The sequence below is a fragment of the Methylibium sp. T29-B genome (assembly GCF_000576225.1).
In the GTDB taxonomy this organism is placed as follows: Bacteria; Pseudomonadota; Gammaproteobacteria; order Burkholderiales; family Burkholderiaceae_C; genus Methylibium; species Methylibium petroleiphilum.
The window spans coordinates 21,444-41,815 of record NZ_AZSN01000008.1; the positions used below are offsets into that span (position 1 = coordinate 21,444).

At 68.8% G+C, this 20,372-nt stretch carries 21 protein-coding genes and 3 pseudogenes; 14 read left to right on the forward strand and 10 right to left on the reverse strand.

What is annotated here, in order from left to right; genetic code table 11:
- The first annotated feature begins 23 nt into the window (after window positions 1–23).
- The 4 genes from rpmA to Y694_RS02680 all read left to right on the forward strand — a co-directional run bounded on the left by rpmA (window position 24) and on the right by Y694_RS02680 (window position 3,637).
- Entirely contained in the window at window positions 24–281 is a 258-nt protein-coding gene (rpmA, locus tag Y694_RS02665) for a 50S ribosomal protein L27 (RefSeq protein ID WP_011828112.1), read from the forward strand.
- Between the two features lie 103 nt (window positions 282–384).
- Window positions 385–1,497, forward strand: coding sequence for an Obg family GTPase CgtA (gene cgtA, locus Y694_RS02670; protein ID WP_011828113.1), 1,113 nt, complete (start codon window positions 385–387; stop codon window positions 1,495–1,497).
- A gap of 36 nt (window positions 1,498–1,533) precedes the next feature.
- Window positions 1,534–2,652 carry a glutamate 5-kinase gene (gene proB / locus Y694_RS02675; protein ID WP_036229614.1) on the forward strand — a complete coding sequence of 373 codons (1,119 nt, stop codon included), beginning with the start codon at window positions 1,534–1,536 and terminating at the stop codon, window positions 2,650–2,652.
- A 157-nt stretch (window positions 2,653–2,809) separates the two neighbouring features.
- The gene (locus tag Y694_RS02680; protein ID WP_310732189.1) at window positions 2,810–3,637 is read left to right on the forward strand and encodes a DMT family transporter; all 828 of its coding nucleotides are present in this window, start codon (window positions 2,810–2,812) and stop codon (window positions 3,635–3,637) included.
- Between the two features lie 15 nt (window positions 3,638–3,652).
- Here Y694_RS02680 and Y694_RS02685 read toward each other — a convergent pair.
- Window positions 3,653–4,252, reverse strand: a pseudogene (locus Y694_RS02685) (RNA pyrophosphohydrolase).
- A 149-nt stretch (window positions 4,253–4,401) separates the two neighbouring features.
- Here Y694_RS02685 and Y694_RS02690 point away from each other — a divergent pair.
- Window positions 4,402–6,252, forward strand: a complete 1,851-nt coding sequence (locus Y694_RS02690; RefSeq protein WP_081771185.1) for a proline--tRNA ligase — start codon at window positions 4,402–4,404, stop codon at window positions 6,250–6,252.
- Window positions 6,146–6,766, forward strand: a complete 621-nt coding sequence (locus Y694_RS02695; RefSeq protein WP_011828118.1) for a lytic transglycosylase domain-containing protein — start codon at window positions 6,146–6,148, stop codon at window positions 6,764–6,766. Before Y694_RS02690 ends, Y694_RS02695 begins: the two co-directional genes overlap by 107 nt.
- A gap of 13 nt (window positions 6,767–6,779) precedes the next feature.
- Here the strand turns inward: Y694_RS02695 and Y694_RS02700 are convergent, their stop codons facing one another.
- The 6 genes and pseudogenes from Y694_RS02700 to hemA all read right to left on the reverse strand — a co-directional run bounded on the left by Y694_RS02700 (window position 6,780) and on the right by hemA (window position 12,031).
- Window positions 6,780–7,343: a UbiX family flavin prenyltransferase gene (locus Y694_RS02700; protein WP_036229617.1), complete on the reverse strand. Its 564-nt coding sequence runs from the start codon at window positions 7,341–7,343 to the stop codon at window positions 6,780–6,782.
- A 79-nt stretch (window positions 7,344–7,422) separates the two neighbouring features.
- Window positions 7,423–7,754, reverse strand: a pseudogene (grxD, locus tag Y694_RS02705) (Grx4 family monothiol glutaredoxin).
- Between the two features lie 90 nt (window positions 7,755–7,844).
- Window positions 7,845–8,534 (reverse strand): hypothetical protein, encoded by a 690-nt coding sequence (locus tag Y694_RS02710; protein ID WP_036229620.1) that lies wholly within the window; start codon window positions 8,532–8,534, stop codon window positions 7,845–7,847.
- Window positions 8,535–8,711: 177 nt separating this feature from the next.
- A complete protein-coding gene (prmC, locus tag Y694_RS02715; protein WP_036229624.1) occupies window positions 8,712–9,551 on the reverse strand; it encodes a peptide chain release factor N(5)-glutamine methyltransferase in 840 nt (279 codons plus the stop codon).
- Between the two features lie 2 nt (window positions 9,552–9,553).
- On the reverse strand, window positions 9,554–10,633 hold the full coding sequence (prfA, locus tag Y694_RS02720; protein ID WP_011828123.1) for a peptide chain release factor 1: 1,080 nt from the start codon (window positions 10,631–10,633) through the stop codon (window positions 9,554–9,556).
- A gap of 66 nt (window positions 10,634–10,699) precedes the next feature.
- On the reverse strand, window positions 10,700–12,031 hold the full coding sequence (gene hemA, locus Y694_RS02725; RefSeq protein ID WP_036229627.1) for a glutamyl-tRNA reductase: 1,332 nt from the start codon (window positions 12,029–12,031) through the stop codon (window positions 10,700–10,702).
- A gap of 116 nt (window positions 12,032–12,147) precedes the next feature.
- Between hemA and Y694_RS02730 the strand changes: the two genes are divergently transcribed.
- The 7 genes and pseudogenes from Y694_RS02730 to trhA all read left to right on the forward strand — a co-directional run bounded on the left by Y694_RS02730 (window position 12,148) and on the right by trhA (window position 17,571).
- Entirely contained in the window at window positions 12,148–12,423 is a 276-nt protein-coding gene (locus tag Y694_RS02730) for a hypothetical protein (RefSeq protein WP_036229630.1), read from the forward strand.
- 10 nt (window positions 12,424–12,433) lie between these two features.
- Window positions 12,434–13,068, forward strand: a pseudogene (queE, locus tag Y694_RS02735) (7-carboxy-7-deazaguanine synthase).
- 146 nt (window positions 13,069–13,214) lie between these two features.
- On the forward strand, window positions 13,215–13,604 hold the full coding sequence (locus tag Y694_RS02740; RefSeq protein WP_011828127.1) for a 6-carboxytetrahydropterin synthase: 390 nt from the start codon (window positions 13,215–13,217) through the stop codon (window positions 13,602–13,604).
- Entirely contained in the window at window positions 13,601–14,932 is a 1,332-nt protein-coding gene (bioA, locus tag Y694_RS02745; RefSeq protein ID WP_036229632.1) for an adenosylmethionine--8-amino-7-oxononanoate transaminase, read from the forward strand. The genes Y694_RS02740 and bioA overlap by 4 nt, the downstream gene beginning before the upstream one ends.
- The gene (gene bioD, locus Y694_RS02750; protein ID WP_036229634.1) at window positions 14,929–15,642 is read left to right on the forward strand and encodes a dethiobiotin synthase; all 714 of its coding nucleotides are present in this window, start codon (window positions 14,929–14,931) and stop codon (window positions 15,640–15,642) included. Before bioA ends, bioD begins: the two co-directional genes overlap by 4 nt.
- The gene (bioF, locus tag Y694_RS02755; RefSeq protein ID WP_036229635.1) at window positions 15,632–16,822 is read left to right on the forward strand and encodes an 8-amino-7-oxononanoate synthase; all 1,191 of its coding nucleotides are present in this window, start codon (window positions 15,632–15,634) and stop codon (window positions 16,820–16,822) included. The genes bioD and bioF overlap by 11 nt, the downstream gene beginning before the upstream one ends.
- 104 nt (window positions 16,823–16,926) lie before the next feature.
- Window positions 16,927–17,571 carry a PAQR family membrane homeostasis protein TrhA gene (trhA, locus tag Y694_RS02760; protein ID WP_011828131.1) on the forward strand — a complete coding sequence of 215 codons (645 nt, stop codon included), beginning with the start codon at window positions 16,927–16,929 and terminating at the stop codon, window positions 17,569–17,571.
- Between the two features lie 18 nt (window positions 17,572–17,589).
- Here the strand turns inward: trhA and miaB are convergent, their stop codons facing one another.
- A complete protein-coding gene (gene miaB / locus Y694_RS02765; protein WP_036229637.1) occupies window positions 17,590–18,963 on the reverse strand; it encodes a tRNA (N6-isopentenyl adenosine(37)-C2)-methylthiotransferase MiaB in 1,374 nt (457 codons plus the stop codon).
- The gene (locus Y694_RS02770) at window positions 18,960–19,211 is read right to left on the reverse strand and encodes a hypothetical protein (RefSeq protein ID WP_231497506.1); all 252 of its coding nucleotides are present in this window, start codon (window positions 19,209–19,211) and stop codon (window positions 18,960–18,962) included. Before Y694_RS02770 ends, miaB begins: the two co-directional genes overlap by 4 nt.
- A 341-nt stretch (window positions 19,212–19,552) precedes the next feature.
- Here Y694_RS02770 and Y694_RS02775 point away from each other — a divergent pair, with 341 nt between their 5' ends.
- Window positions 19,553–20,041 (forward strand): DUF3568 family protein, encoded by a 489-nt coding sequence (locus tag Y694_RS02775; protein ID WP_011828134.1) that lies wholly within the window; start codon window positions 19,553–19,555, stop codon window positions 20,039–20,041.
- A gap of 35 nt (window positions 20,042–20,076) precedes the next feature.
- Here the strand turns inward: Y694_RS02775 and Y694_RS02780 are convergent, their stop codons facing one another.
- Window positions 20,077–20,325: a hypothetical protein gene (locus tag Y694_RS02780; RefSeq protein ID WP_041929503.1), complete on the reverse strand. Its 249-nt coding sequence runs from the start codon at window positions 20,323–20,325 to the stop codon at window positions 20,077–20,079.
- Window positions 20,326–20,372: the final 47 nt, after the last annotated feature.

The following is a 20,372-nucleotide window of genomic DNA, read 5'->3' on the forward strand; positions in this document are numbered from 1 at the left end:
GGCAACCGAGAAGGAGTTAGGAAATGGCACAGAAAAAAGGTGGCGGTTCCACCCGGAACGGCCGCGATTCGCAACCGAAGATGCTCGGCGTCAAGGCTTTCGGCGGCCAGGCCGTGCAGGCCGGCTCGATCATCGTCCGTCAGCGTGGCACGCAGTTCCACGCGGGCAGCAACGTGGGCATCGGCAAGGATCACACCTTGTTCGCGCTTGTCGACGGCAAGGTGAGCTTCGCCGTCAAGGGCGAGCGCAATCGCCGCACGGTGGCGATCGATCCCGTTTGACAGCGCGCTTGGCGCCGCGACGAAGCCCCGGCCCGCCGGGGCTTTTTCGTTGCAGAGCTCCAGATAACATCTCACTGGCTCGTTCGAGCAACAGGCATTCCCCATGAAATTCGTTGACGAGGCTTACATCGACGTGATCGCCGGCAACGGCGGCAACGGCTGCGTGAGCTTTCGGCGCGAGAAGTTCATCCCATTCGGCGGTCCGAACGGTGGCGATGGCGGGCGTGGCGGTAGCGTCTACGCAGTGGCCGACCGGAACCTCAACACCCTGATAGATTTCCGTTTCGCTCGGCGACACGAGGCCCGCCATGGTGAGCACGGCCGCGGTTCCGATCAGTTCGGCGCGGCCGCAGAAGATATCGTGATGCGCATGCCGGTGGGCACCATCATCAGCGATGCCGAGACCGGCGCGCCGGTCGCCGAATTGCTTGAGCCGGGCGAGCGCATCCTGATCGCCAAGGGCGGCGACGGCGGCTTCGGCAACCTTCACTACAAGACCAGCACCAACCGCGCGCCCCGCCAGAAGACACCGGGCTGGCCCGGCGAGCAGAAGAAGCTCAAGCTGGAACTGCGCGTGCTCGCCGACGTGGGCCTGCTGGGCATGCCGAACGCCGGCAAGTCCACGCTGATCAGCGCGATCTCGAACGCCCGGCCGAAGATTGCCGACTATCCCTTCACGACGCTGCATCCCAACCTTGGCGTGGTGCGCGTCGGACCGGAGCAGAGCTTCGTCGTTGCCGACGTGCCCGGGTTGATCGAGGGAGCGGCCGAGGGCGCCGGGCTGGGCCACCGCTTCCTGCGTCACCTGCAGCGCACCCGGCTGCTGCTTCACATGATCGACATGGCGCCGTTCGACGACACCGATCCGGTCGCACAGGCGAAGGCGATCGTCGCCGAGTTGAAGAAGTACGACCCGGCGCTGTACGACAAGCCGCGCTGGCTGGTACTCAACAAGCTCGACGTCGTGCCGGCCGAGGAGCGTGCCGCGCGCGTGAAGGATTTCGTCAAGCGCTTCAAGTGGAAGGGGCCGGTCTTCGAGATCTCGGCGCTGACGCGCGAGGGCTGCGAGACGCTGGTGCAGGCGATCTACCAGCACGTGGCCAGCTATCAGACCCACTATGTCGATCCCGACGTGCGCTTCGCCGAGCCCGAGGCCGACGAGAGCGATGACGAGCCCCGCTTTGCACCGCAGGCGGATGACCCGCGCTTCCGTTGAAGCGCGCCTGTTTCGGACCGAGAGAGTAGAGGCCGCATGTCCGAAGTGCTGCGTGGAGCGAGGCGCATCGTCGTCAAGGTCGGATCCAGCCTCGTGACCAACGAGGGGCGCGGTGTCGATGCCGCCGCGATCGGCAACTGGTGCCGCCAGCTCGCGTCGCTGGCGGGTCAGGGGCGCGAGGTGCTGATGGTGTCCAGCGGCGCGATCGCCGAAGGCATGAAGCGCTTGGGCTGGAACGCGCGACCGAAGGAGATTCATGAGTTGCAGGCCGCTGCCGCCGTCGGACAGATGGGGCTGGCGCAGATGTACGAGAGCAAGCTTTCGGAGCATGGCATCGGCAGCGCGCAGGTGCTGTTGACGCACGCCGACCTCGCGGACCGCGAGCGCTACCTGAACGCACGCTCGACCCTGCTCACCCTGTTGTCACTGAAGGTGATCCCGGTCATCAACGAGAACGACACGGTCGTCAACGACGAGATCAAGTTCGGCGACAACGACACGCTGGGCGCACTGGTCGCCAACCTCGTCGACGCTGATGCGCTGGTGATCCTGACCGATCAGCCTGGCCTGTACTCCGCCGATCCGCGCAAGGACCCGCAGGCCCGGTTCATCGGTGAGGCTGTCGCCGGAACGCCGGAACTCGAGCGGATGGCAGGTGGTGCGGGCTCCAGCCTCGGGCGTGGCGGCATGATCACCAAGGTGCTGGCCGCCAAGCGTGCCGCCAGCAGCGGGGCCTCGACCGTTATCGCCTGGGGTCGTGAACCCGACGTGCTGCTGCGACTCGCTGACGGTGAGGCGATCGGCACGCTGCTGGTCGCTCGCACTGCCAAGCTCGCGGCGCGCAAGCAGTGGATGGCCGACCACCTGCAGATGCGCGGCACGGTCGTCATCGACGACGGCGCCGTCGCCAAGCTGCGCGACGAAGGCAAGAGTCTGCTGCCGATCGGCGTGGTCGAGGTGCAGGGCGAGTTCGTGCGAGGCGACGTGATCGCGGTTCGGAGCCAGGTCGGTATCGAAATCGCGCGGGGCCTGGCCAACTACGCGAGCAGCGAGGCGCGGCTGATCGCGCGCAAGCCGTCGTCACAGATCGAGAGTCTGCTGGGCTACAGCAACGAGCCCGAGATGATCCACCGCACGAATCTCGTGCTGGCCTGACGAGAACTCTTGCGTCTGCGCTCTGGCTGTCCCCGAATCCCCCGCATCCGGTGCTCCCGACGCGGTGCGGAGCACCCCGCGTGACGACGGAGCGCGAACCCCGCGCCGCGCGCATCGATGCGCCGGCGGCTCTGGCGCTGGTCTGCTGCTGCGCGCTTTGGGGATTGAACCAAGTCGCCATCAAGCCGCGCTGCCCGAGGTCGGGTCGCTGATCCAGTTGTCCGTTCGCAGCGTGGTCGCCCTGGTGCTGGTCCTGGCCTGGATGCGCTGGCGCCGCATTCCCTGGCACTGGCGTGACGGCACGCTGTGGCCCGGCCTGCTCGCCGGCCTGCTGTTCGCCATCGAATTCGGGTGCATCTTCGTCGGCTTGCAGTACACGACGGCCGCCCGGTCAGTCGTGTTCATCAACACCTCGCCGTTCGTCGTTGCCCTGGTGCTCGCGTGGCTGGTGCCGGCCGAGCGGCTGCGGCCCCTGCAGGCGCTCGGCCTGGCCATCGCCTTCGGTGGGGTCGCTTTCGCGTTTGCCGAGCCTGCGCCTCGAGCGGACGGTTGGCCGTGGCTGGGCGATGCGCTGATCCTCGTTGCGGCGGCGTTGTGGGGGTTGACCACTGTGATCATCCGCTTCAGTTCGCTGCGCCATGCTGCGCCCGAGAAGACGCTGGCCTACCAACTGCTTGTTTCGGCGCTGCTGTCGCCGGCGGCTGCCTGGGTGAGCGGCGCGCCCTGGCCGGCCGCCTGGAGCGCGCTGGCCATCGGCTCGCTGTTCTATCAGGCGGTGATCGTCACCTTCGCCAGTTATCTGCTGTGGTTCGGGTTGCTCACGCGTTATCCGGCGACCAAGGTGCAGGCTTTCGTGTTCCTCACGCCGGTGTTCGGCGCGGCCTTCGCCGCCGGCCTGCTGGAGGAGCCGGTGGGCGTCGAGTTGCTGGTGGCGCTCGTGGCGGTGGCTGTGGGGCTGAGCCTGCTCAACCGCCGGCACCGCTGACGCCGACGCAGAGCCTCAGCGCGGACCTTCGGGCGTCGTCTCACCGTCGGCGGCTTCCATGGGCGCCTCGCCGTTGGAGCGCTCTTCGTCCTCACGCCGGTGCGCCCGCATGCCCGAGCGCAGGTAGCGGTTGTGGTGGTTGGCGCGTGGCAGGAAGCGCGCCAGTTCGGTTAGCGCCATCTGGTAGACATCGCGCTTGAAGTCGATCACCACCTCGAGCGGTACCCAGTACTCGTTCCAGCGCCACGCGTCGAATTCCGGATGGTCGCAGGCGCGCAGGTTCATGTCGTTGTCGCGGCCGGTGAGTTGCAACAGGAACCAGATCTGCTTCTGGCCGCGGTAGTGACCGCGGGCCTCGCGGCGGATGTAGTGGTCGGGCACCTCATAGCGCAGCCAATCGCGCGTGCGCGCCAGGATGCGCACATGCTCGGGCTGCAAGCCCACTTCTTCGTGCAGCTCACGGTACATCGCCTGCTCGGGCGTCTCACCGTACTTGATGCCGCCTTGCGGAAACTGCCAGGAGTGGGTGCGTATGCGTTTGCCCCAGAACACCTGGTTCCGCTAGTTGAGCAGAACGATGCCGACGTTGGGCCTGAAGCCTTCACGGTCGAGCATAATGAAACCTCGAATTCAGTCTTGAATTCATTATTGCACCGGGCTTCCGCGATGCAAGCCCGCTCCGCCCCAGGTTGCGGGGTCGGCCCGGCGGCATCGCTCCCTCAGTTCATCACGCAGCCTCCCTCTCGCATGCCCCGGCCGACGCCATGAAAGCCTCCCAGTTCTTCGTCTCCACCTTGAAAGAAGCACCGGCCGATGCCGAGATCACGAGCCACAAGCTGATGATGCGCGCCGGCATGATCAAGCGGCTCGGAGCCGGCATCTACAGCTACATGCCGATGGGGCTGCGCGTGATCCGCAAGGTCGAGGCGATCATCCGCGAGGAAATGAACCGGGCGGGCGCCGTCGAACTGCTGATGCCCGTGGTGCAGCCGGCCGAGCTGTGGCAGGAGACCGGTCGCTTCGAGAAGATGGGGCCCGAGCTGATGCGCGTGAAGGACCGCCACGACCGCGACTTCATCATCCAGCCGACCAGCGAGGAGGTCGTCACCGACATCGCGCGGCAGGAACTGCGCAGCTACCGTCAGCTGCCGAAGAATTTCTATCACATCCAGACCAAGTTCCGTGACGAGCGACGGCCGCGCTTCGGCGTGATGCGCGGGCGCGAGTTCACCATGAAGGATGCCTACTCCTTCGACCGTGATGAAGCGGCTGCCGGCAGGAGCTACGACGCGATGTACGCTGCCTACGGACGCATCTTCGACCGTTTCGGCCTCAGCTACCGTGCGGTGGCGGCCGACACCGGCGCGATCGGTGGCGACCGCTCGCACGAGTTCCAGGTCATCGCCGAGACGGGTGAGGATGCGATCGTCTACTGCCCGACCAGCGATTACGCGGCCAACATCGAGCTGGCCGAGTGTCTGCCGCTCGCCGCGCAACGGCCGGTGCCGATTCAGCCGCTGACCAAGACGCCGACGCCCGGCAAGGCGACCTGCGCCGATGTGGCGGCCCTGCTGAATCTGCCGCTGACGCAGACAGTGAAATCGCTGGTGCTGGCGACTGACGATCGCAATGACGGCGGCGACATCGTCAAGACCACCGTCTGGCTGCTGCTGGTGCGGGGCGATCATGAGCTCAATGAGGTCAAGGCCGGCAAGCTGCCAGGCCTGAAGGCGGGCTTTCGCTTCGCGACCGTCGGTGAGATCGATGCGCACTTCGGCTGCAAGCCGGGCTACCTGGGACCGATCGGCCTGAAGCAGCCGGTGCGTGTGATCGCCGACCGGACGGTGGCGCACATGGGCGACTTCGTCTGCGGCGCCAACGACGCCGACTTCCACTACACCGGCGTCAACTGGGGCCGCGACCTGCCCGAGCCCGACCTCGTGGCCGACATCCGCAATGCCGTCGTGGGCGACCCTTCGCCGGACGGCAAGGGCGTGCTGGCGATCCAGCGTGGTATCGAGGTCGGCCACGTGTTCTACCTCGGCACCAAGTACAGCGCCGCGATGAACGCCACCTACCTCGATGAGACCGGTAAGCCGCGGCTGATGGAGATGGGCTGCTACGGCATCGGCGTCACGCGCATCCTCGGCGCGGCGATCGAGCAGCGCCACGACGCGCGAGGCATCGTGTGGCCGACCGCGATCGCGCCCTTCGAGGTGGTCATCTGCCCGATCGGTTACGACCGTTCGGCCGAGGTCAGGCAGGCCGCCGACACTCTGCACGACGAACTGCAGGCACTCGGCATGGACGTGATGCTCGACGACCGCGGTGAGCGTCCCGGTGCCATGTTCGCCGATTGGGAACTGATCGGCATTCCGCAGCGCGTGGTGATCTCGGACCGCGGGCTGAAGGAGGGGCAGGTCGAGTTGCAGGGCCGGCAGGAGGCCGAGGCCGGCAAGCTGGCAGTCGCGAGGTGGTCGCGCAGTTGCGTGCGCGCTTGCGCGACTGATGCAGGGCACCCGCCGGCTCGTCCTGTTCGCTGGCCTGGGCCTCGCCGCAGGCCTGTCGCCCGCGCCGGCCCGTGCCGGATCGCAGATCGAGGAGCCTCTGGCTGATGCGGTGCGCACCGCGCTGTCCGCGGCGGTCTCTCGCGGGGCACCGCCGCGCCCGAGCTTCGCCAGCACCGAGGAACGGCTCGCCTACCTGCGTTGGCTTGGTGCGATGAGCCAGCGTTTGCAGAAGCGCAAGGCCGAACACCTCACGCGCGTCGAGTTCCTCGAAACCCTCTGGTATGAAAGCCGCCGCGCCGGACTCGATCCGGGGCTGGTACTGGGGTTGGTGGAAGTCGAGAGTGGCTTTCGCAAGTACGCGGTGTCGGTGGCCGGCGCGCGCGGTTACATGCAGGTGATGCCGTTCTGGATGCGAACCATCGGCGATGGCGACGTCGGCCGTCTGTTCCATCTGCAGACCAACTTGCGCTTCGGCTGCGTGATCCTGCGGCATTACCTCGACCGCGAGCGCGGTGACCTGTACCTCGCGCTGGGCCGCTACAACGGCAGTCGCGGCCGCCCCGAGTATCCGAACGCCGTGTTCGCCGCGCGCAAGCGGTGGGAATACAAGCCCGGCTGAGCGGCTCCGAACCTCAGAGACCCGACCACGCCCTGGGCGTCGCGGCGTCGAGCCCCAGCAGGCCGAGCACTCGTTCCACCGTGTCGTCGACCAGCTCGTCGATGCTCGCCGGCCGGTGGTAGAAGGCCGGCAACGGTGGGAACACGATGCCGCCCATCTCGGACACCGCGGTCATGTTGCGCAGATGTGCCAGGTTGAACGGTGTTTCGCGCACCAGCAGCAGAAGCCGGCGTCGCTCCTTCAGCGTCACGTCGGCAGCGCGCGTCAGCAGGTTGTCGCCGAAGCCATGCGCAATGGCGGCCAGCGACTTCATCGAACACGGCGCGATGACCATGGCCGCGGTCGCGAAGCTGCCGCTGGCGATGCAGGCGCCAATGTCACCGGGCGCATGCGCGTGATCGGCCAGCGCTTCTAGCGCCTGCCGGTCCAGGCCGAGTTCGTGATGCACGTTCAGCACGCCGGCCGGCGTCACGACGAGGTGCGTCTCGGCGCCCAGCGCGCGAGCGCGTGCCAACAAGCGTGTGCCGTAGACCGCGCCGGTCGCTCCGGTGATGCCGACCACGAGGCGTCGGGTCATGTGCTGTACCTTCAGGTGAAGGGTCGTCCTGCGAGGCAGGACGACGGCGGCCAGGACGGTGGCCGTGCGGAGCGGGGCCTCAGGCCTGGGTGCTCAACAGCGGCTGCAGTTCACCGGACTGGTACATCTCGGCCATGATGTCCGAGCCACCGACGAACTCGCCGTTCACATACAACTGCGGGATCGTGGGCCAGTTGGCGTAGTCTTGATGCCCTGGCGGATGCCGTCGTCCTCGAGCACGTTCACCGTGGCCAGGTCGGTGACGCCGCAGGCCTTCAGGATCTGCACGGCGCGGCCCGAGAAGCCGCACATCGGAAACTGCGCGCTGCCCTTCATGAACAGCACCACGCGGTGGGACTTGACCAACTGGTCGATGCGCTGCTGGACGTCGGAGGAGGTGGTCTGGGTCATGATGGCTCGCGGCAAGAATTCGGAAACAGCCGCGGTTATACGGCAAAGCGGGCCGCTGTCGGCCGCCGCCGCGGCAAATCCCCACCCGGGTCAGAATGAGTATGAGGCGCCGAGTTGCAGCAACGGACTCAGTTGCAGATCGCGCAGGCTGTCGCTCAGGCCCTGTTGGCCGAAGCGCACGGCCGAGCGCGGTTGCAGCGCCACCAGACCGACGTCGGCGCTGAAGCCCCAGCCGCCACCGGTGGCGCGCAAGGACTGCAGCCCGGTGTAACCCACGCCCACATAAGGCACCGAACTGTTGCCCTCCTCCGTGCCCAGCCCTGGGTTCGCGAGGCTGAAGTTGCGTCGCACCGCGCTGAAGCTGCCGCTCAATGCCGTCAGGCCTGACGGCAGCGAGGACCATGCTGCGCTACGCGGTCCGTAGATCAGCCCGCCGGTGGCACGCAGCCCACCGCTGTAGCCTGCGCCGGCGATGCCTCGCTGAAAAAAGTAATAGTCGCCGAACAGGCTCAGACTCTGTTGCGGACGTTCCCCGCCGTAGGCGGTGATGGTGTCCAGCCCCGGGTCGTAGCGCCCGCCGGCCAAGGCCGCTGGGCTGCCGCTGATGAGTCCGAGCCGGCCTTGCCAACGGGGCCAGATACTGTCGCTGCCGCGCAGTCCGAGGCCACCGGCGTGGGGGGAGGACGTGATGGGTTCGCCGCTCCAGGCGGGCGTGACGCCCGCCGCCATCACGAAGACCAGGGGCAGTGTCGGGCGGAACAAGGTGCGGCACACAGGCATGGCGAGCTCCTCGGGCAGACCGGGAAAGCGCCGGGCATTGCATCCGGGCCTTCCGAAAATCGATCCTACGCCGCTGCGACGGTTTGTGGGATCGGGGTCGTCGGATCGCAACAGGCACGCACGTGGCGGTGCGATCTTTCGCACGGTCCGCGCACCGGGGCCGGGGCCCTCCCAGGCTCAGTCGCGGCAGCGACCGCCCGAGCAGCGTGGCTGGCCGCCCAGGTCATGCCGGATGGCGATGTGCTCGAAGCCCGCCACGCCGAGCAAAGCCTGGACCGCCTCGGCTTGGTCATAGCCGTGCTCGATCAGCAGCCAGCCGCCCGCTGTCAGGAAGCTCGCGGCGCTCGCAACGATGTGACGGATCGCTGCCAAGCCGTCAGGTCCGGAGGTGAGCGCACGCTGCGGTTCATGTGTCAGGGCATCGAGGTGGCAGTCGCCATCGGCGATGTAGGGCGGATTGCTGACGATCAGCGCGAATCGGCGGCCTTCGAGGGCCGAGAACCAGTCGCTGAGCCGCCATTCGACCGCCAAGCCAAGTCTGCCGCCGTTCCGCTCGGCGACCGCGAGGGCGTCCGAGCTGGCGTCCACGGCGGTCACACGGCACGTGGGGCGTCGCGCGGCCAGCGCCAGCGCGATCGCGCCGCTTCCCGTGCCAAGGTCGGCCACGGCAGTCTCGACATTGCAGGGCAGCAGCTCGAGCGCCCATTCCACCAGGGTCTCGGTATCGGCGCGGGGGATCAGGACATCGGGCGTCACCTCCAGCCTCAGGCCGAAGAACTCCTTCTCGCCCAGCACATAGGCCAAGGGTTCGCCAGCAGCGCGGCGCGCCAGCAAGGCGTCGTAGTGACGGGCTGCCTGGGGATCGAGAGCCTCGTCCGCGTGCGCCAGCAGCCAGCTGCGGGGGCGTGCGAGAACCGCGCTGAGCAGGCACTGCGCGTCGAGCCGGTCGATGCCGCGCTCGCGGGCCGCCAGCAGCGCGGCGGCGACGCTGTCGGGGGGCGGCACTGGGCAGCTCATCCTCAGCCGATTTCCAGCTCGGCCAGCAACTCGGCCTCGCGCGCCGCTACCAGCGCCTTCACGACCGGGTCGAGGTCACCGTCCATGATTGCGCCGAGCTGGTAGAGCGTGAGGTTGATGCGGTGGTCGGTGAGTCGCCCTTGCGGGAAGTTGTAGGTGCGGATGCGGTCACTGCGGTCGCCGCTGCCGATCAGGCTCTTGCGTGTGGCTGCTTCCCTGGCTTGCCGCTCCAGCCGGTCCTTGTCGCGCAGGCGGGCTGCGAGCACCGCCATGGCCTTGGCCTTGTTGCGGTGTTGCGAGCGGTCGTCCTGGCATTCGGCCACCAGCCCGGTCGGAAGGTGGGTGATGCGCACGGCCGAGTCGGTCTTGTTGACGTGCTGCCCGCCGGCCCCGCTGGCGCGGTAGGTGTCGATGCGCAGGTCGGCCGGATTCAGCGTCACCTCCTGCGCTTCGTCGGGCTCGGCCAGCACGGCGACGGTGCAGGCGCTGGTGTGGATGCGGCCCTGCGTCTCGGTAGCGGGCACGCGCTGCACGCGGTGGCCGCCGGATTCGTATTTCAGGTGACCGAACACCGCGTCGCCCTCGATGCGCGCCACGACCTCCTTGTAGCCGCCCAGCTCGCTGTCGCTCGCCGACAGCAGCTCGACGCGCCAGCCCTTGCGCTCGGCGTAGCGGGTGTACATCCGCAGCAGGTCGCCGGCGAACAGGGCCGATTCATCGCCGCCGGTGCCGGCGCGGATCTCCAGGAACACCGAGCGCGCATCGTCCGGGTCTCGCGGCAACAGCAGGCGCTGCAGCTCGGTGGCCAGGCGATCGAGCTCGGCCTGCGCGCTCGCGGCTTCCTCCGCGGCCATGGCGGCCAGCTCCGGGTCCGAGGCCATTTCCGCGGCGGCCGCCAGGTCGCGCTCACGCTGGGCGTGGCGGCGCTGGCGCTCGACGATGCCCGACACCTCGACGTGTTCGCGGCTCAGAGCCCGGAAGCCGCCGGCGTCCCGCATCACCGCGGGATCGGCGAGCAGCGAATCGAGCTCGGCGAGACGGCGGACGTAGCGGTCGAGTTGCAGGCGCAGGGCGGGTTTCATCGGTGGGCAGGGGAGCGCCAGACCGGCAGCCGCTGCGGCTCCCGGTAGCCGGCAACGGCCGGCGGGCTACACCCCGTCGAGATGATCGTCTTCGCGGGGCCCGCTGGGCCGCACCGCGTCGGGCGGGATCGCCCCGCGCAGGAACAGGCGCGACACTGTGGTGGCGAGCTGAGCACGCTGGGTCGGGTCCGAGGCATGCAGCTCGGCCAGCGTGCCGTGCAGCATCTTCTGCGTGAGCCCGCGTGACAGCGCGTCGAGCACGGCGTCGACGCTTTCGCCGCGGGCCAGCAGCTTGCGCGCGCGCACCAGTTCGTTCTCGCGCCAGCTGTCGGCCTGGGCGTTCAGCGCCTGGATCAGCGGCACCGTGCCCCGCTGACCCAGCCAGTGCACGAAGCTCTGCACGCCGGTCTCGATGATGGCCTCGGCCTGCGCCACGGCAGCCAGACGCTTCTCGCCGCCGCTCTGGACGATGGCCGACAGGTCATCGACGGTGTACAGGTAGACGTCGTCGAGCCGCGCCACCTCGGGCTCGATGTCGCGCGGCACGGCCAGGTCGACCATGAAGATCGGGCGGTGGCGTCGCACTTTCAGCGCGCGCTCGACCGCGCCCAGGCCGATCAGCGGCAGTGAGCTGGCGGTACAGGAGACCACCGCGTCGAACTCGTGAAGCCGCTGCGGCAGATCCGACAGCCGGATCGATTCGGCACCGAAGCGCGAGGCCAGTCGCTCGCCGCGTTCCAACGTGCGATTGGCCACCGCCATGCGGGCCGGTGCCCGCGCGGAGAAATGCGTGGCGGCCAACTCGATCATCTCGCCGGCGCCGACGAACAGCACGCGGATCTCGCGCAGATCCTCGAACAACTGCGCGGCTAGGCGCACGGCCGCCGCCGCCATGCTGATGGAGTGGGTGCCGATCTCGGTGGCCGTCCGCACTTCCTTCGCCACCGCGAAGCTGCGCTGGAACAGCTGGTGCAAGGTGCTGCCCAGGGTGCCGGCGGCGTCGGCCTCGCGCACCGCCTGCTTCATCTGACCCAGGATCTGAGGTTCGCCCAGCACCATGGAGTCCAGTCCGCTGGCCACGCGGAAGGCGTGGCGGGCCGCCTCGCCCCCCTCCAGCATGTAGGCGTGGTGGCTCAGCGTGTCGGCGCCGACGCCGCCCACCCCGGCCAGCCACTCGAGCGCCGGGCGCACCAGTTGCGGCTCGGCGGCGCAATACAGCTCGGTGCGGTTGCAGGTCGAGAGGATGGCGGCCTCGGGCGTGCCGGGGCGTTGCCCTGTGGTCAGGCGTTCGCGAAATCCTTGCAGCGTGGGAGCCAGTTGTTCGAGCGTGAACGCAAAACGACCGCGCAAATCCACAGGCGCGGTCGTGTGGTTCAGGCCCAGGGCAAACACTGACATGGCCTGATTATAAAATTGATGTCGACTTCAACGGCCGTACTTACCAGCAGTTCGAGCGCCATCGGCGCCTTCTGCAACGGCCAGCGGCCCCGGCTCTGATGCCGCCCGCACACCCCATGACCGCGCTTGACGCCCTGACCCATCTGCTCAACTTCGTGCTGCCGGCCCTTCTCCTCGGGGGCTTGGCCGCGGGCCTGGCGAAGCTGGTGTGGTTCCGTGCACTGAAATCCGTGCCGTTGCGGCGGTTGGCCGGCTGGGCCAGCGCGGCTGCCACGGCGGCCCTGGTCGGCGGATTGCTGCTGACGGGCCGCGACGGCGCGATGCTGACCTACGGCGCCATGGTGTTGGCTTGTGCCGCGGCGCTGGGTTGGGCCGGCTGGGGCCGGCATTGAGGCGCAACCGATGACTTACTCGGTCAAGGAAGTCTTCTATACCTTCAGGGAGAAGGCAGCCATGCCGGCCGCCCGGCGGTGTTCTGCCGCTTCGCCGGCTGCAACCTGTGGAGCGGGCGCGAGGCGGACCGGGCCGATGCGGTCTGCCGCTTCTGCGATACCGAGTTCGTCGGTACCGACGGCACCGGCGGCGGCAAGTTCACCATCGCCGAATCGCTCGCATCGCATGTGGCGGCGCATTGGCCCGTGGGCGATGCGGGTCCCCGCTTCGTCGTGCTGACTGGTGGTGAACCCCTGCTGCAGGTCGATGCCGCGTTGATCGACGCGCTGCACGCACAGCGCTTCGAGATCGCGGTCGAGACCAACGGCAGCGTGCCGGCGCCGCCCGGCATCGACTGGCTCTGCGTCAGTCCGAAGGCTGGTGCGCCGCTGCTGCAGCGCTCGGGCCAGGAGCTGAAGGTGGTGGTGCCGCAGGACGGCATCGATCTCGGTGAACTCGACGCACTCGATTTCGCGCAGCGCCGCGTGCAGCCGATGGACGGTCCCGATCTGGCCGCCAACACCGACTGGGCCGTGCGCTGGTGCCTGGCGCATCCACGCTGGCAGCTCAGCTTGCAAACCCACAAACTTCTCGGCATCCGCTGAACATATGAATCACTCCCGTTGCGGCTATGCCGCTTCCCCTCGAGGGGGAGCCGCTGGGGCGGCCCGGCAGAGCCGGTCCGCGGCGGCTGCTCGGACCTTGCCGCCTCGTGCGTCGCGGGTGGCGCAGAGCGCAATGGACCTCTGAGATGTTCGAACTGAGCCAGTCCTTCTATTTCGAGTCGGCGCACACGCTTCGCCGCCAGGTCGAGCGCAACGAGGCCGACGGCAGCCGGCGTGTCCACGGCCACACCTACACGGCCGAGGTCACCGTCCGTGGCGAGGCCGATCCTGCCACCGGCATGGTGGTGGACCTGGCGCTGCTGCGTTCCGCCATCGCCACGGTGCGTGAGCAGCTCGACCATCACTTTCTCGACGAGGTGCCCGGCCTGGGGCTGCCGACGCTGGAGAACCTGTGCCGCTTCATCCACGAGCGGCTGCTGACCACGGTGCCGGCGATCGCCAGCGTCAGCGTCGGGCGGCAGAGCAGTGGGGACCGCTGTACCTTCCGGCCGGTGCTCGCGGATCGCCGGCGATGACGCGCGGACCCGACACCCTGGCCGAGCGCAGCCGGCGCGCGGTCTGGCACCCCTGCACGCAGATGAAGCGCCACGAGCGCGAGCCGCTGCTGGCGATCGCACGCGCGCAGGGACCGTGGCTGTTCGACACCGACGGGCATCGCTACCTCGACGCTGTCAGTTCCTGGTGGGTCAACCTGTTCGGCCACGGCCACCCTCAGCTGCGGGACGCACTGGCCGAGCAGCTGGCGACGCTCGACCACGTGATGCTCGCCGGCCTGACGCACGAGCCGGTGGTCGAGCTCTCGGAGCGCCTCGCCGCGCTGACCGGCCTGGGCCACGCCTTCTATGCCAGCGACGGCGCCTCGGCCACCGAGATCGCACTGAAGATGAGCGCGCACAGCTGGCGCAACCGCGGCCGGCCGCAGAAGTGCGAGTTCGTCGGACTGGCCGGCGGCTATCACGGTGAGACCGTGGGTGCGCTGTCGGTCACCGACATCGCGCTGTTCCGCGAAGCCTATGCGCCGCTGGTGCGCCTGAGTGCCGCGCTGCCGTCACCGGACACGCGTCATGCCGCGCCGGGCGAGGACGCCGTGGCCCACGCCCGGCACTGTGCGGCGACGCTCGAGGCCTATCTGGATCGGCACCACGAGCGCACCGCAGCGCTGATCGTCGAGCCGCTGGTGCAGTGCGCTGCCGGCTTCGGCATGCACGACCCCGAGTACCTGCGGCTGGCGCGCGCGCTGTGCGACCGCTACCAGGTGCACCTGATCTGCGACGAGATCGCGGTCGGCTTCGGCCGCACCGGCACGCTGTTCGCGCACCAGCAGGCCGGCATCCGGCCCGACTTCATCTGCCTGTCCAAGGGCCTGACCGGCGGCACGCTGCCGCTGTCGGCGGTGTTGACGACCGACGCGGTCTACGAGGCCTTCTACGATGACCTGGCGTCGCGCGGCTTCCTGCATTCGCACTCCTACACCGGCAATCCGCTGGCCTGCCGCGCGGCGTTGACCGTGCTCGATCTGTTCGAGCAGCCGATCGAAGGCGAGCCGGTGCTGGCGCACAACCGCCGCACCGCCGCGCGACTGACCGCGCTGTGCGAGCCGCTGAACGCCCACCCGCGCGTGCGCGCGGTGCGCCAGCTCGGCATGCTGTGGGCCTGGGACATCGACGACGACGGCGTGGCGGGTTTCTCCAGCGCCTACCACCTCGCGGCGCGTGAGCAGGGCCTGCTGCTGCGACCGATAGGCAACACGCTGTACTTCATGCCGCCCTATGTGCTGGACGACGGGGCGCTGGAGCAACTGGCCGGCGGTGCGCTGCGCGCGCTCGAGGTCGCGCTGGCATGACGGCACAGCAGACACCCGCCGCGCGCGGCTGGTTCGTGACCGGCACCGACACCGGGGTCGGCAAGACCCGCGCGAGCGTCGCGCTGCTGCGGGCGCTGCGCGCGCGACACGCGCGCTGTGTCGGCATGAAGCCGGTCGCGGCAGGCACCGAGCCGGCGCCCGATGGCGGCGAGCGAGAGAACGAGGATGTGCTGGCGCTGCGTGCCGCGGGCACGGCACGCGTGGCCGCTGCGCTCGACAACCCGGTGCGTCTCCACGACGCGATGTCGCCGCACCTCGCCGCGCGGCGCGCCGGCCGAACGATCGAGATCGAACCGCTGGTCGCGGCCTACCGCGCGCTGGCCGCGCAAGCCGATGCGGTGGTGGTCGAAGGCGCAGGAGGCTTTCTCGTGCCGTTGTCCGACACGCTGACCGGTGCCGACCTCGCCGCGGCGCTCGGCCTGCCGGTGATCCTCGTCGTCGGCCTGCGCCTGGGGTGCCTGAACCACGCGCTGTTGACGCGTGACGCGATCCGGCAACGTGGCCTGCCACTGGCCGGCTGGATCGTCAGCCGGCTCGATCCCGCGATGCCGGAGCAGGACGCCAACGTCGACTACCTGCGCCGGCAGCTCGATGCACCCCTGTTGGCCGACTGGCCCTGGCAGCCCGATGCCGACCCGGGCACGCTGCTGTTGCAACTTCCCCCTGAGCCAGTTCTCGATGCCGCCTGACATCCACGACGTTTTCGTGTCGGCGCTCGCCGCGCTCGACACGCAGCAACTGCGCCGCCACCGCCGCGTGGTCTCGGCGCTCGACGGCGCGATGGTGCAGGCCGACACGCAGCCGCGCCTCGCCTTTGCCGGCAACGACTACCTCGGCCTGTCGCAGCACCCGGCACTGATCGAGGCCGCCCGGCAGGGCGCGGCGCGCTATGGTGTCGGTGCGACAGCCTCGCCGCTGATCTGCGGTCACAGCCCGGCGCACGAGGCGCTGGAGCAGGAGCTGGCGCGTTTCGTCGGTCTGCCGCGCGCGCTGTACTTCTACGCGGGCTACGCGGCCAATGCCGGTGCGATCCCGGCGCTGGTCGAGCGCGGCGATGCATTGATCTCCGATGCCCTGAACCACGCCTGCCTGATCGACGGCGCCCGCCTGTCGCGGGCCGACCTCACGGTCTACCCGCACAATGACCTGGCGGCGCTGGAGCGGGCGCTGGTCGCGACGCGTGGCGCGCGCCGGCGGCTCGTCGTGGCCGACGCGGTGTTCAGCATGGACGGCGACCTGGCGCCGCTGCCGGAGATGCTCGCCCTGTGCGAGCGCCATGACGCCTGGCTCTACGTCGACGACGCCCACGGTTTCGGCGTGCTCGGTGAGGGCGGGCGCGGAAGCCTGTCGCACTGGCGCGTGCCGACCGACGCGATGTCGTCACGCTTGATCTACATGGCCACGCTGGGCAAGGCCGCCGGCGTTGCGGGGGCCTTCATCGCCGGCGCACCCGCCGTGATCGAGTGGCTGGTGCAGAAGGCACGCACCTTCTTCTTCGCCACCGGTGCGCCGCCCATGATCGCCGAGGCGCTGCGCGCCAGCCTGCAGGTCATCGAGTCGGAAGGCTGGCGGCGCGAAAGGCTGCTGCAGCTGCGCACGCGCCTGGCTTGCGGACTGGCCGCGCTGCCTTGGCCGGCGCCTGCTTCGCAAAGCGCCATCCAGCCGCTGCTGCTGGGCGACAACGGCACGGCGCTGCGGGTGATGGCCGCGCTCGATGCCCAGGGCATCTGGGTGCCGGCGATCCGCCCGCCCACGGTGCCGGACGGCACCGCGCGCCTGCGCATCTCGATGTCGGCCGCTCACACGCCGGATGACGTGGATCGTCTGTGCGCCGCGCTGCTCGCGGCCAGCGCCCGGCCCCCTGTCTGAGCTGCCCGTTTCGCGGGGGTGAGCCGCGCCGCTGCGCACGGCGCTTCGCACAATCAAGGCATCGCATCGCAGCACCGTGATGCAGAGAAGCCGGAGCGTGCGCCATGGTCCTGCCCGAGCGCCCACAGACTGCCGCCGAGGAGTTGGCCAACGCGGTCAGCCATGGCCTCGGGCTGCTGCTGGCGCTGGCGTCCTTGCCGGTGGTCGTGGAGTTCGCGGCGCGGCACGGCAGCCCGGTGAAGCTGGTCGGCGTCAGCGTGTTCTCGGCGACGATGATCCTGGTGTACTTCGCGTCCGCGCTGTATCACGCGCTGCCGCCGGGGCGGGCCAAGCGATGGTGCAACACGCTGGATCATGTGGCGATCTACCTCTTCATCGCAGGCAGCTACACACCGGTCGCGCTGGGCCGGCTGCCCGACGGGCCGGGCTGGACGCTGCTGGGTCTGGTGTGGGCGCTGGCCGTCATCGGCGCCTTGCTCAAGATCACCCGGCGGCTGGCGAATCCATTGCTGTCGACCGCGCTCTACGTGGCGATGGGCTGGCTCGCGGTGTTTGCCGCCGGCCCGGTGTTGCGCGACCTGCCGCTGGGCATGCTGGCCTGGCTGCTGGCGGGCGGCCTGGCCTACCTGGTGGGCGTCGTGTTCTTCGTGCTCGACTCGCGTCTGCGCTTCGGGCACTTCGTCTGGCACCTGTTCGTGCTGGCCGGCAGCACCTGCCACTTCTTTGCGGTGCTGGGGCCGGCCGTCTGAGCGGCCGCGCAGCAGCCGTCAGGCCGGCTGCGGGCTGCGCTCCCGCAGCAGCACCTCGCCGCGCAGCGAGTGCGGGTAGGCCTCGGTGATCGTCACGTCGATCAGCTGTCCGGTCAGGCGGGCCGGACCGGCGAAGTTGACGATGCGGTTGCACTCGGTGCGGCCCATCAACTCGTGGCCGGCATTGAGATCAGGCCGGCGCGACGGCCCTTCGACGAGGATGCGCTGCACGGTGCCGACGCGGCTCTGGCCGATGCGCCGGCCGTTGGCCTCGATCGCTTCCTGCACCTGCTGCAAACGGGCCAGCTTGAGTTCGCGCGGCGCGTCGTCGTGCAGTGCCGCGGCCGGCGTGCCGGGGCGGGCGCTGTAGATGAAGCTGAAGCTGTGGTCGAAGCCCACGTCCTCGATCAACTTCATCGTGCGCGCGTGGTCGTCATCGGTCTCGCCGGGGAAGCCGACGATGAAGTCGGTCGACAGGCTGATGTCGGGCCGGATCGCGCGCAGCTTGCGGATCGAAGACTTGTACTCCAGCGACGTGTAGCCGCGCTTCATCGCGCTCAGGATGCGGTCGCTGCCGTGCTGCACCGGCAGGTGCAGGTGGTTCACGAGCTGCGGCACGCGGGCGTACACGTCGATCAGCCGCTGCGAGAACTCGTTCGGATGGCTGGTGGTGTAGCGGATGCGGGCGATGCCCGGGATCTCCGCCACGTACTCCAGCAGCAGCGCGAAGTCGGCGATCTCGGCCGTGTCGCCCATGCGGCCGCGGTAGCCGTTGACGTTCTGGCCCAGCAGCGTCACTTCCTTGACGCCCTGGTCGGCCAGGCTGGCCACTTCGGTGAGAACGTCGTCGAACGGCCGCGACACTTCCTCGCCGCGCGTGTAGGGCACGACGCAGTAGCTGCAGTACTTGGAGCAGCCTTCCATGATCGAGACGAAGGCGGTCGCGCCGTCGACGCGCGCCGGCGGCAGATGGTCGAACTTCTCGATCTCGGGGAAGCTGATGTCGACCTGCGGGCGCTGCTGCGCATCGCGACGAGCCAGCATTTCCGGCAGGCGGTGCAGCGTCTGCGGACCGAACACCACGTCGACGTAAGGCGCACGCTCGATCAGTGCCGCGCCTTCCTGGCTGGCAACGCAGCCGCCCACGCCGATCTTCACGCCCCTGGCCTTCAGGTGTTTCACGCGCCCCAGGTCGCTGAACACCTTCTCCTGTGCCTTCTCGCGCACGGAGCAGGTGTTGAAGAGGATCAGGTCGGCCTGCTCCACGTCGGTCGTGGGCTCATAGCCCTCGGCCGCGCGCAGCACGTCGGCCATCTTGTCCGAGTCGTACTCGTTCATCTGGCAACCGAAGGTCTTGATGAAGACCTTCTTGCCGGTGCCGGCGGCGCTCATGGCTTGGTCCAGGCCTGCGCGGCCGGGTCGAAGGACCAGCGCGCGGCCTCGTCGGCGGTCTTCGGCCAGAGGCCGGTTTTCTCTTCGGCGCGCAGCACCCATACGTCCTTGACCAGGCCCAGCGTGTCGACGGTGTAGTGCGCCATGAAACGCTGGCCGATCAGTGCCCCGGACACCTGCACGAGGTTGTTGGTGTCGCGCAGCCTGGCCCCGGGCGCGAGCCGAGCCGGCTTGCCGTTGAGCAGCACGTCGGGGGATTCACCATCGCGATCTCACCGCGCAGCGCGTTGTAGGGGAAGTTGCGCTGCACCTGGGCAGACGCGGCGAACGGGGCACTCAGAGCGAGCACGAGCAGGGCACAGCGGTACATGGTGTGGATCCAGTGGCTGCAGAGGGGGAAGCTCGAAATTGTAGTGACCCGCAGAGCCTGTCGGACTTGTTCGAAAACGTACCGGCGGTGACTTTCGCGGATGCCAGATCCGTCACGAACGCTGGCAGGTTTCGGGAGGTTTGAACGACCCTGGCCGCATGCCGCCTCATGGCGCGGAAGTTGCCTTGCCCCTTCGATTCTCAAGTGCCGGAGCGCGGAATGTCATCGAACCCTGGTCGGATCCTGGCGTCGTGGATGCGCTTGCTGGCCTTGGTGGGGATGGGGGCGTCGCTGTCCGGCTGCGGCGCGCTGGCGATCACCGCACTCGGCGTCGGCGCCTCGGCCGGCGTCTCGCACACGGCGAGCGGCACGAGCTACCGCACTTTCACAGCCAGCGCCACGCAGGTGAAGGCGGCCTCGCTCGCGGCCCTGAGCAAGATGGGCGTCACCGTCGAAGGCATCGCCAAGACCGAGAGTGGTGAACTGATCAAGGGCAACTCTGCGGATCGCAGCATCGAGGTCGAACTCGAGGCGATGAGCAAGTCCACGACGCAGATGCGCGCTTCGGCGAAGCGCAACCTGTTCGTCCACGATGCCGCCACGGCGAAGGAGATCGTCGAGCAGACCGAGCGCGCCATGGCGGCGGCCGACAAGCGTGCCAAGGCCGCGACCACCAGCTACCTGGTCAGGGCTTCGGGCTCACTGTGATCCGGAGCATTTGCCCGGGACCTTGACGGCGGATGTCAGGAGGCCACGGCCTCGCGCAGCCGGATCGCCTGGTGACCGATGTCGAGCGCATGCCGCAGCGCCGCGGCCGGCGCCTCGAAGCGGTGGCCGCCGGAGACCCGGTCGCTGCTGAACACCACTTCGGGCGGTTGGTCAGCACCGCGCACGCGATGCACCTCGACCGCGGCCGTGTAGCCGCCGCGGGCGGCGTCCAGGGCGCCGGCGTAGATGCGGAAATCGCCGACCTCACGTTCTTGCAGGTTCATCCAGAGCTCCTTTTCGGCGGCGGTCGCCAAAGTTGAATCGAAGCATC

Coding starts and splice junctions, on each gene's coding strand:
- rpmA (WP_011828112.1), top strand. CDS start 24: ATGGCACAGAAAAAAGGTGGCGGTTCCACCCGGAACGGCCGCGATTCG.
- cgtA (WP_011828113.1), top strand. CDS start 385: ATGAAATTCGTTGACGAGGCTTACATCGACGTGATCGCCGGCAACGGC.
- proB (WP_036229614.1), top strand. CDS start 1,534: ATGTCCGAAGTGCTGCGTGGAGCGAGGCGCATCGTCGTCAAGGTCGGA.
- Y694_RS02690 (WP_081771185.1), top strand. CDS start 4,402: ATGAAAGCCTCCCAGTTCTTCGTCTCCACCTTGAAAGAAGCACCGGCC.
- Y694_RS02695 (WP_011828118.1), top strand. CDS start 6,146: ATGCAGGGCACCCGCCGGCTCGTCCTGTTCGCTGGCCTGGGCCTCGCC.
- Y694_RS02700 (WP_036229617.1), bottom strand. CDS start 7,343: ATGACCCGACGCCTCGTGGTCGGCATCACCGGAGCGACCGGCGCGGTC.
- Y694_RS02710 (WP_036229620.1), bottom strand. CDS start 8,534: ATGCCTGTGTGCCGCACCTTGTTCCGCCCGACACTGCCCCTGGTCTTC.
- prmC (WP_036229624.1), bottom strand. CDS start 9,551: ATGAGCTGCCCAGTGCCGCCCCCCGACAGCGTCGCCGCCGCGCTGCTG.
- prfA (WP_011828123.1), bottom strand. CDS start 10,633: ATGAAACCCGCCCTGCGCCTGCAACTCGACCGCTACGTCCGCCGTCTC.
- hemA (WP_036229627.1), bottom strand. CDS start 12,031: ATGTCAGTGTTTGCCCTGGGCCTGAACCACACGACCGCGCCTGTGGAT.
- Y694_RS02730 (WP_036229630.1), top strand. CDS start 12,148: ATGACCGCGCTTGACGCCCTGACCCATCTGCTCAACTTCGTGCTGCCG.
- Y694_RS02740 (WP_011828127.1), top strand. CDS start 13,215: ATGTTCGAACTGAGCCAGTCCTTCTATTTCGAGTCGGCGCACACGCTT.
- bioA (WP_036229632.1), top strand. CDS start 13,601: ATGACGCGCGGACCCGACACCCTGGCCGAGCGCAGCCGGCGCGCGGTC.
- bioD (WP_036229634.1), top strand. CDS start 14,929: ATGACGGCACAGCAGACACCCGCCGCGCGCGGCTGGTTCGTGACCGGC.
- bioF (WP_036229635.1), top strand. CDS start 15,632: ATGCCGCCTGACATCCACGACGTTTTCGTGTCGGCGCTCGCCGCGCTC.
- trhA (WP_011828131.1), top strand. CDS start 16,927: ATGGTCCTGCCCGAGCGCCCACAGACTGCCGCCGAGGAGTTGGCCAAC.
- miaB (WP_036229637.1), bottom strand. CDS start 18,963: ATGAGCGCCGCCGGCACCGGCAAGAAGGTCTTCATCAAGACCTTCGGT.
- Y694_RS02775 (WP_011828134.1), top strand. CDS start 19,553: ATGTCATCGAACCCTGGTCGGATCCTGGCGTCGTGGATGCGCTTGCTG.
- Y694_RS02780 (WP_041929503.1), bottom strand. CDS start 20,325: ATGAACCTGCAAGAACGTGAGGTCGGCGATTTCCGCATCTACGCCGGC.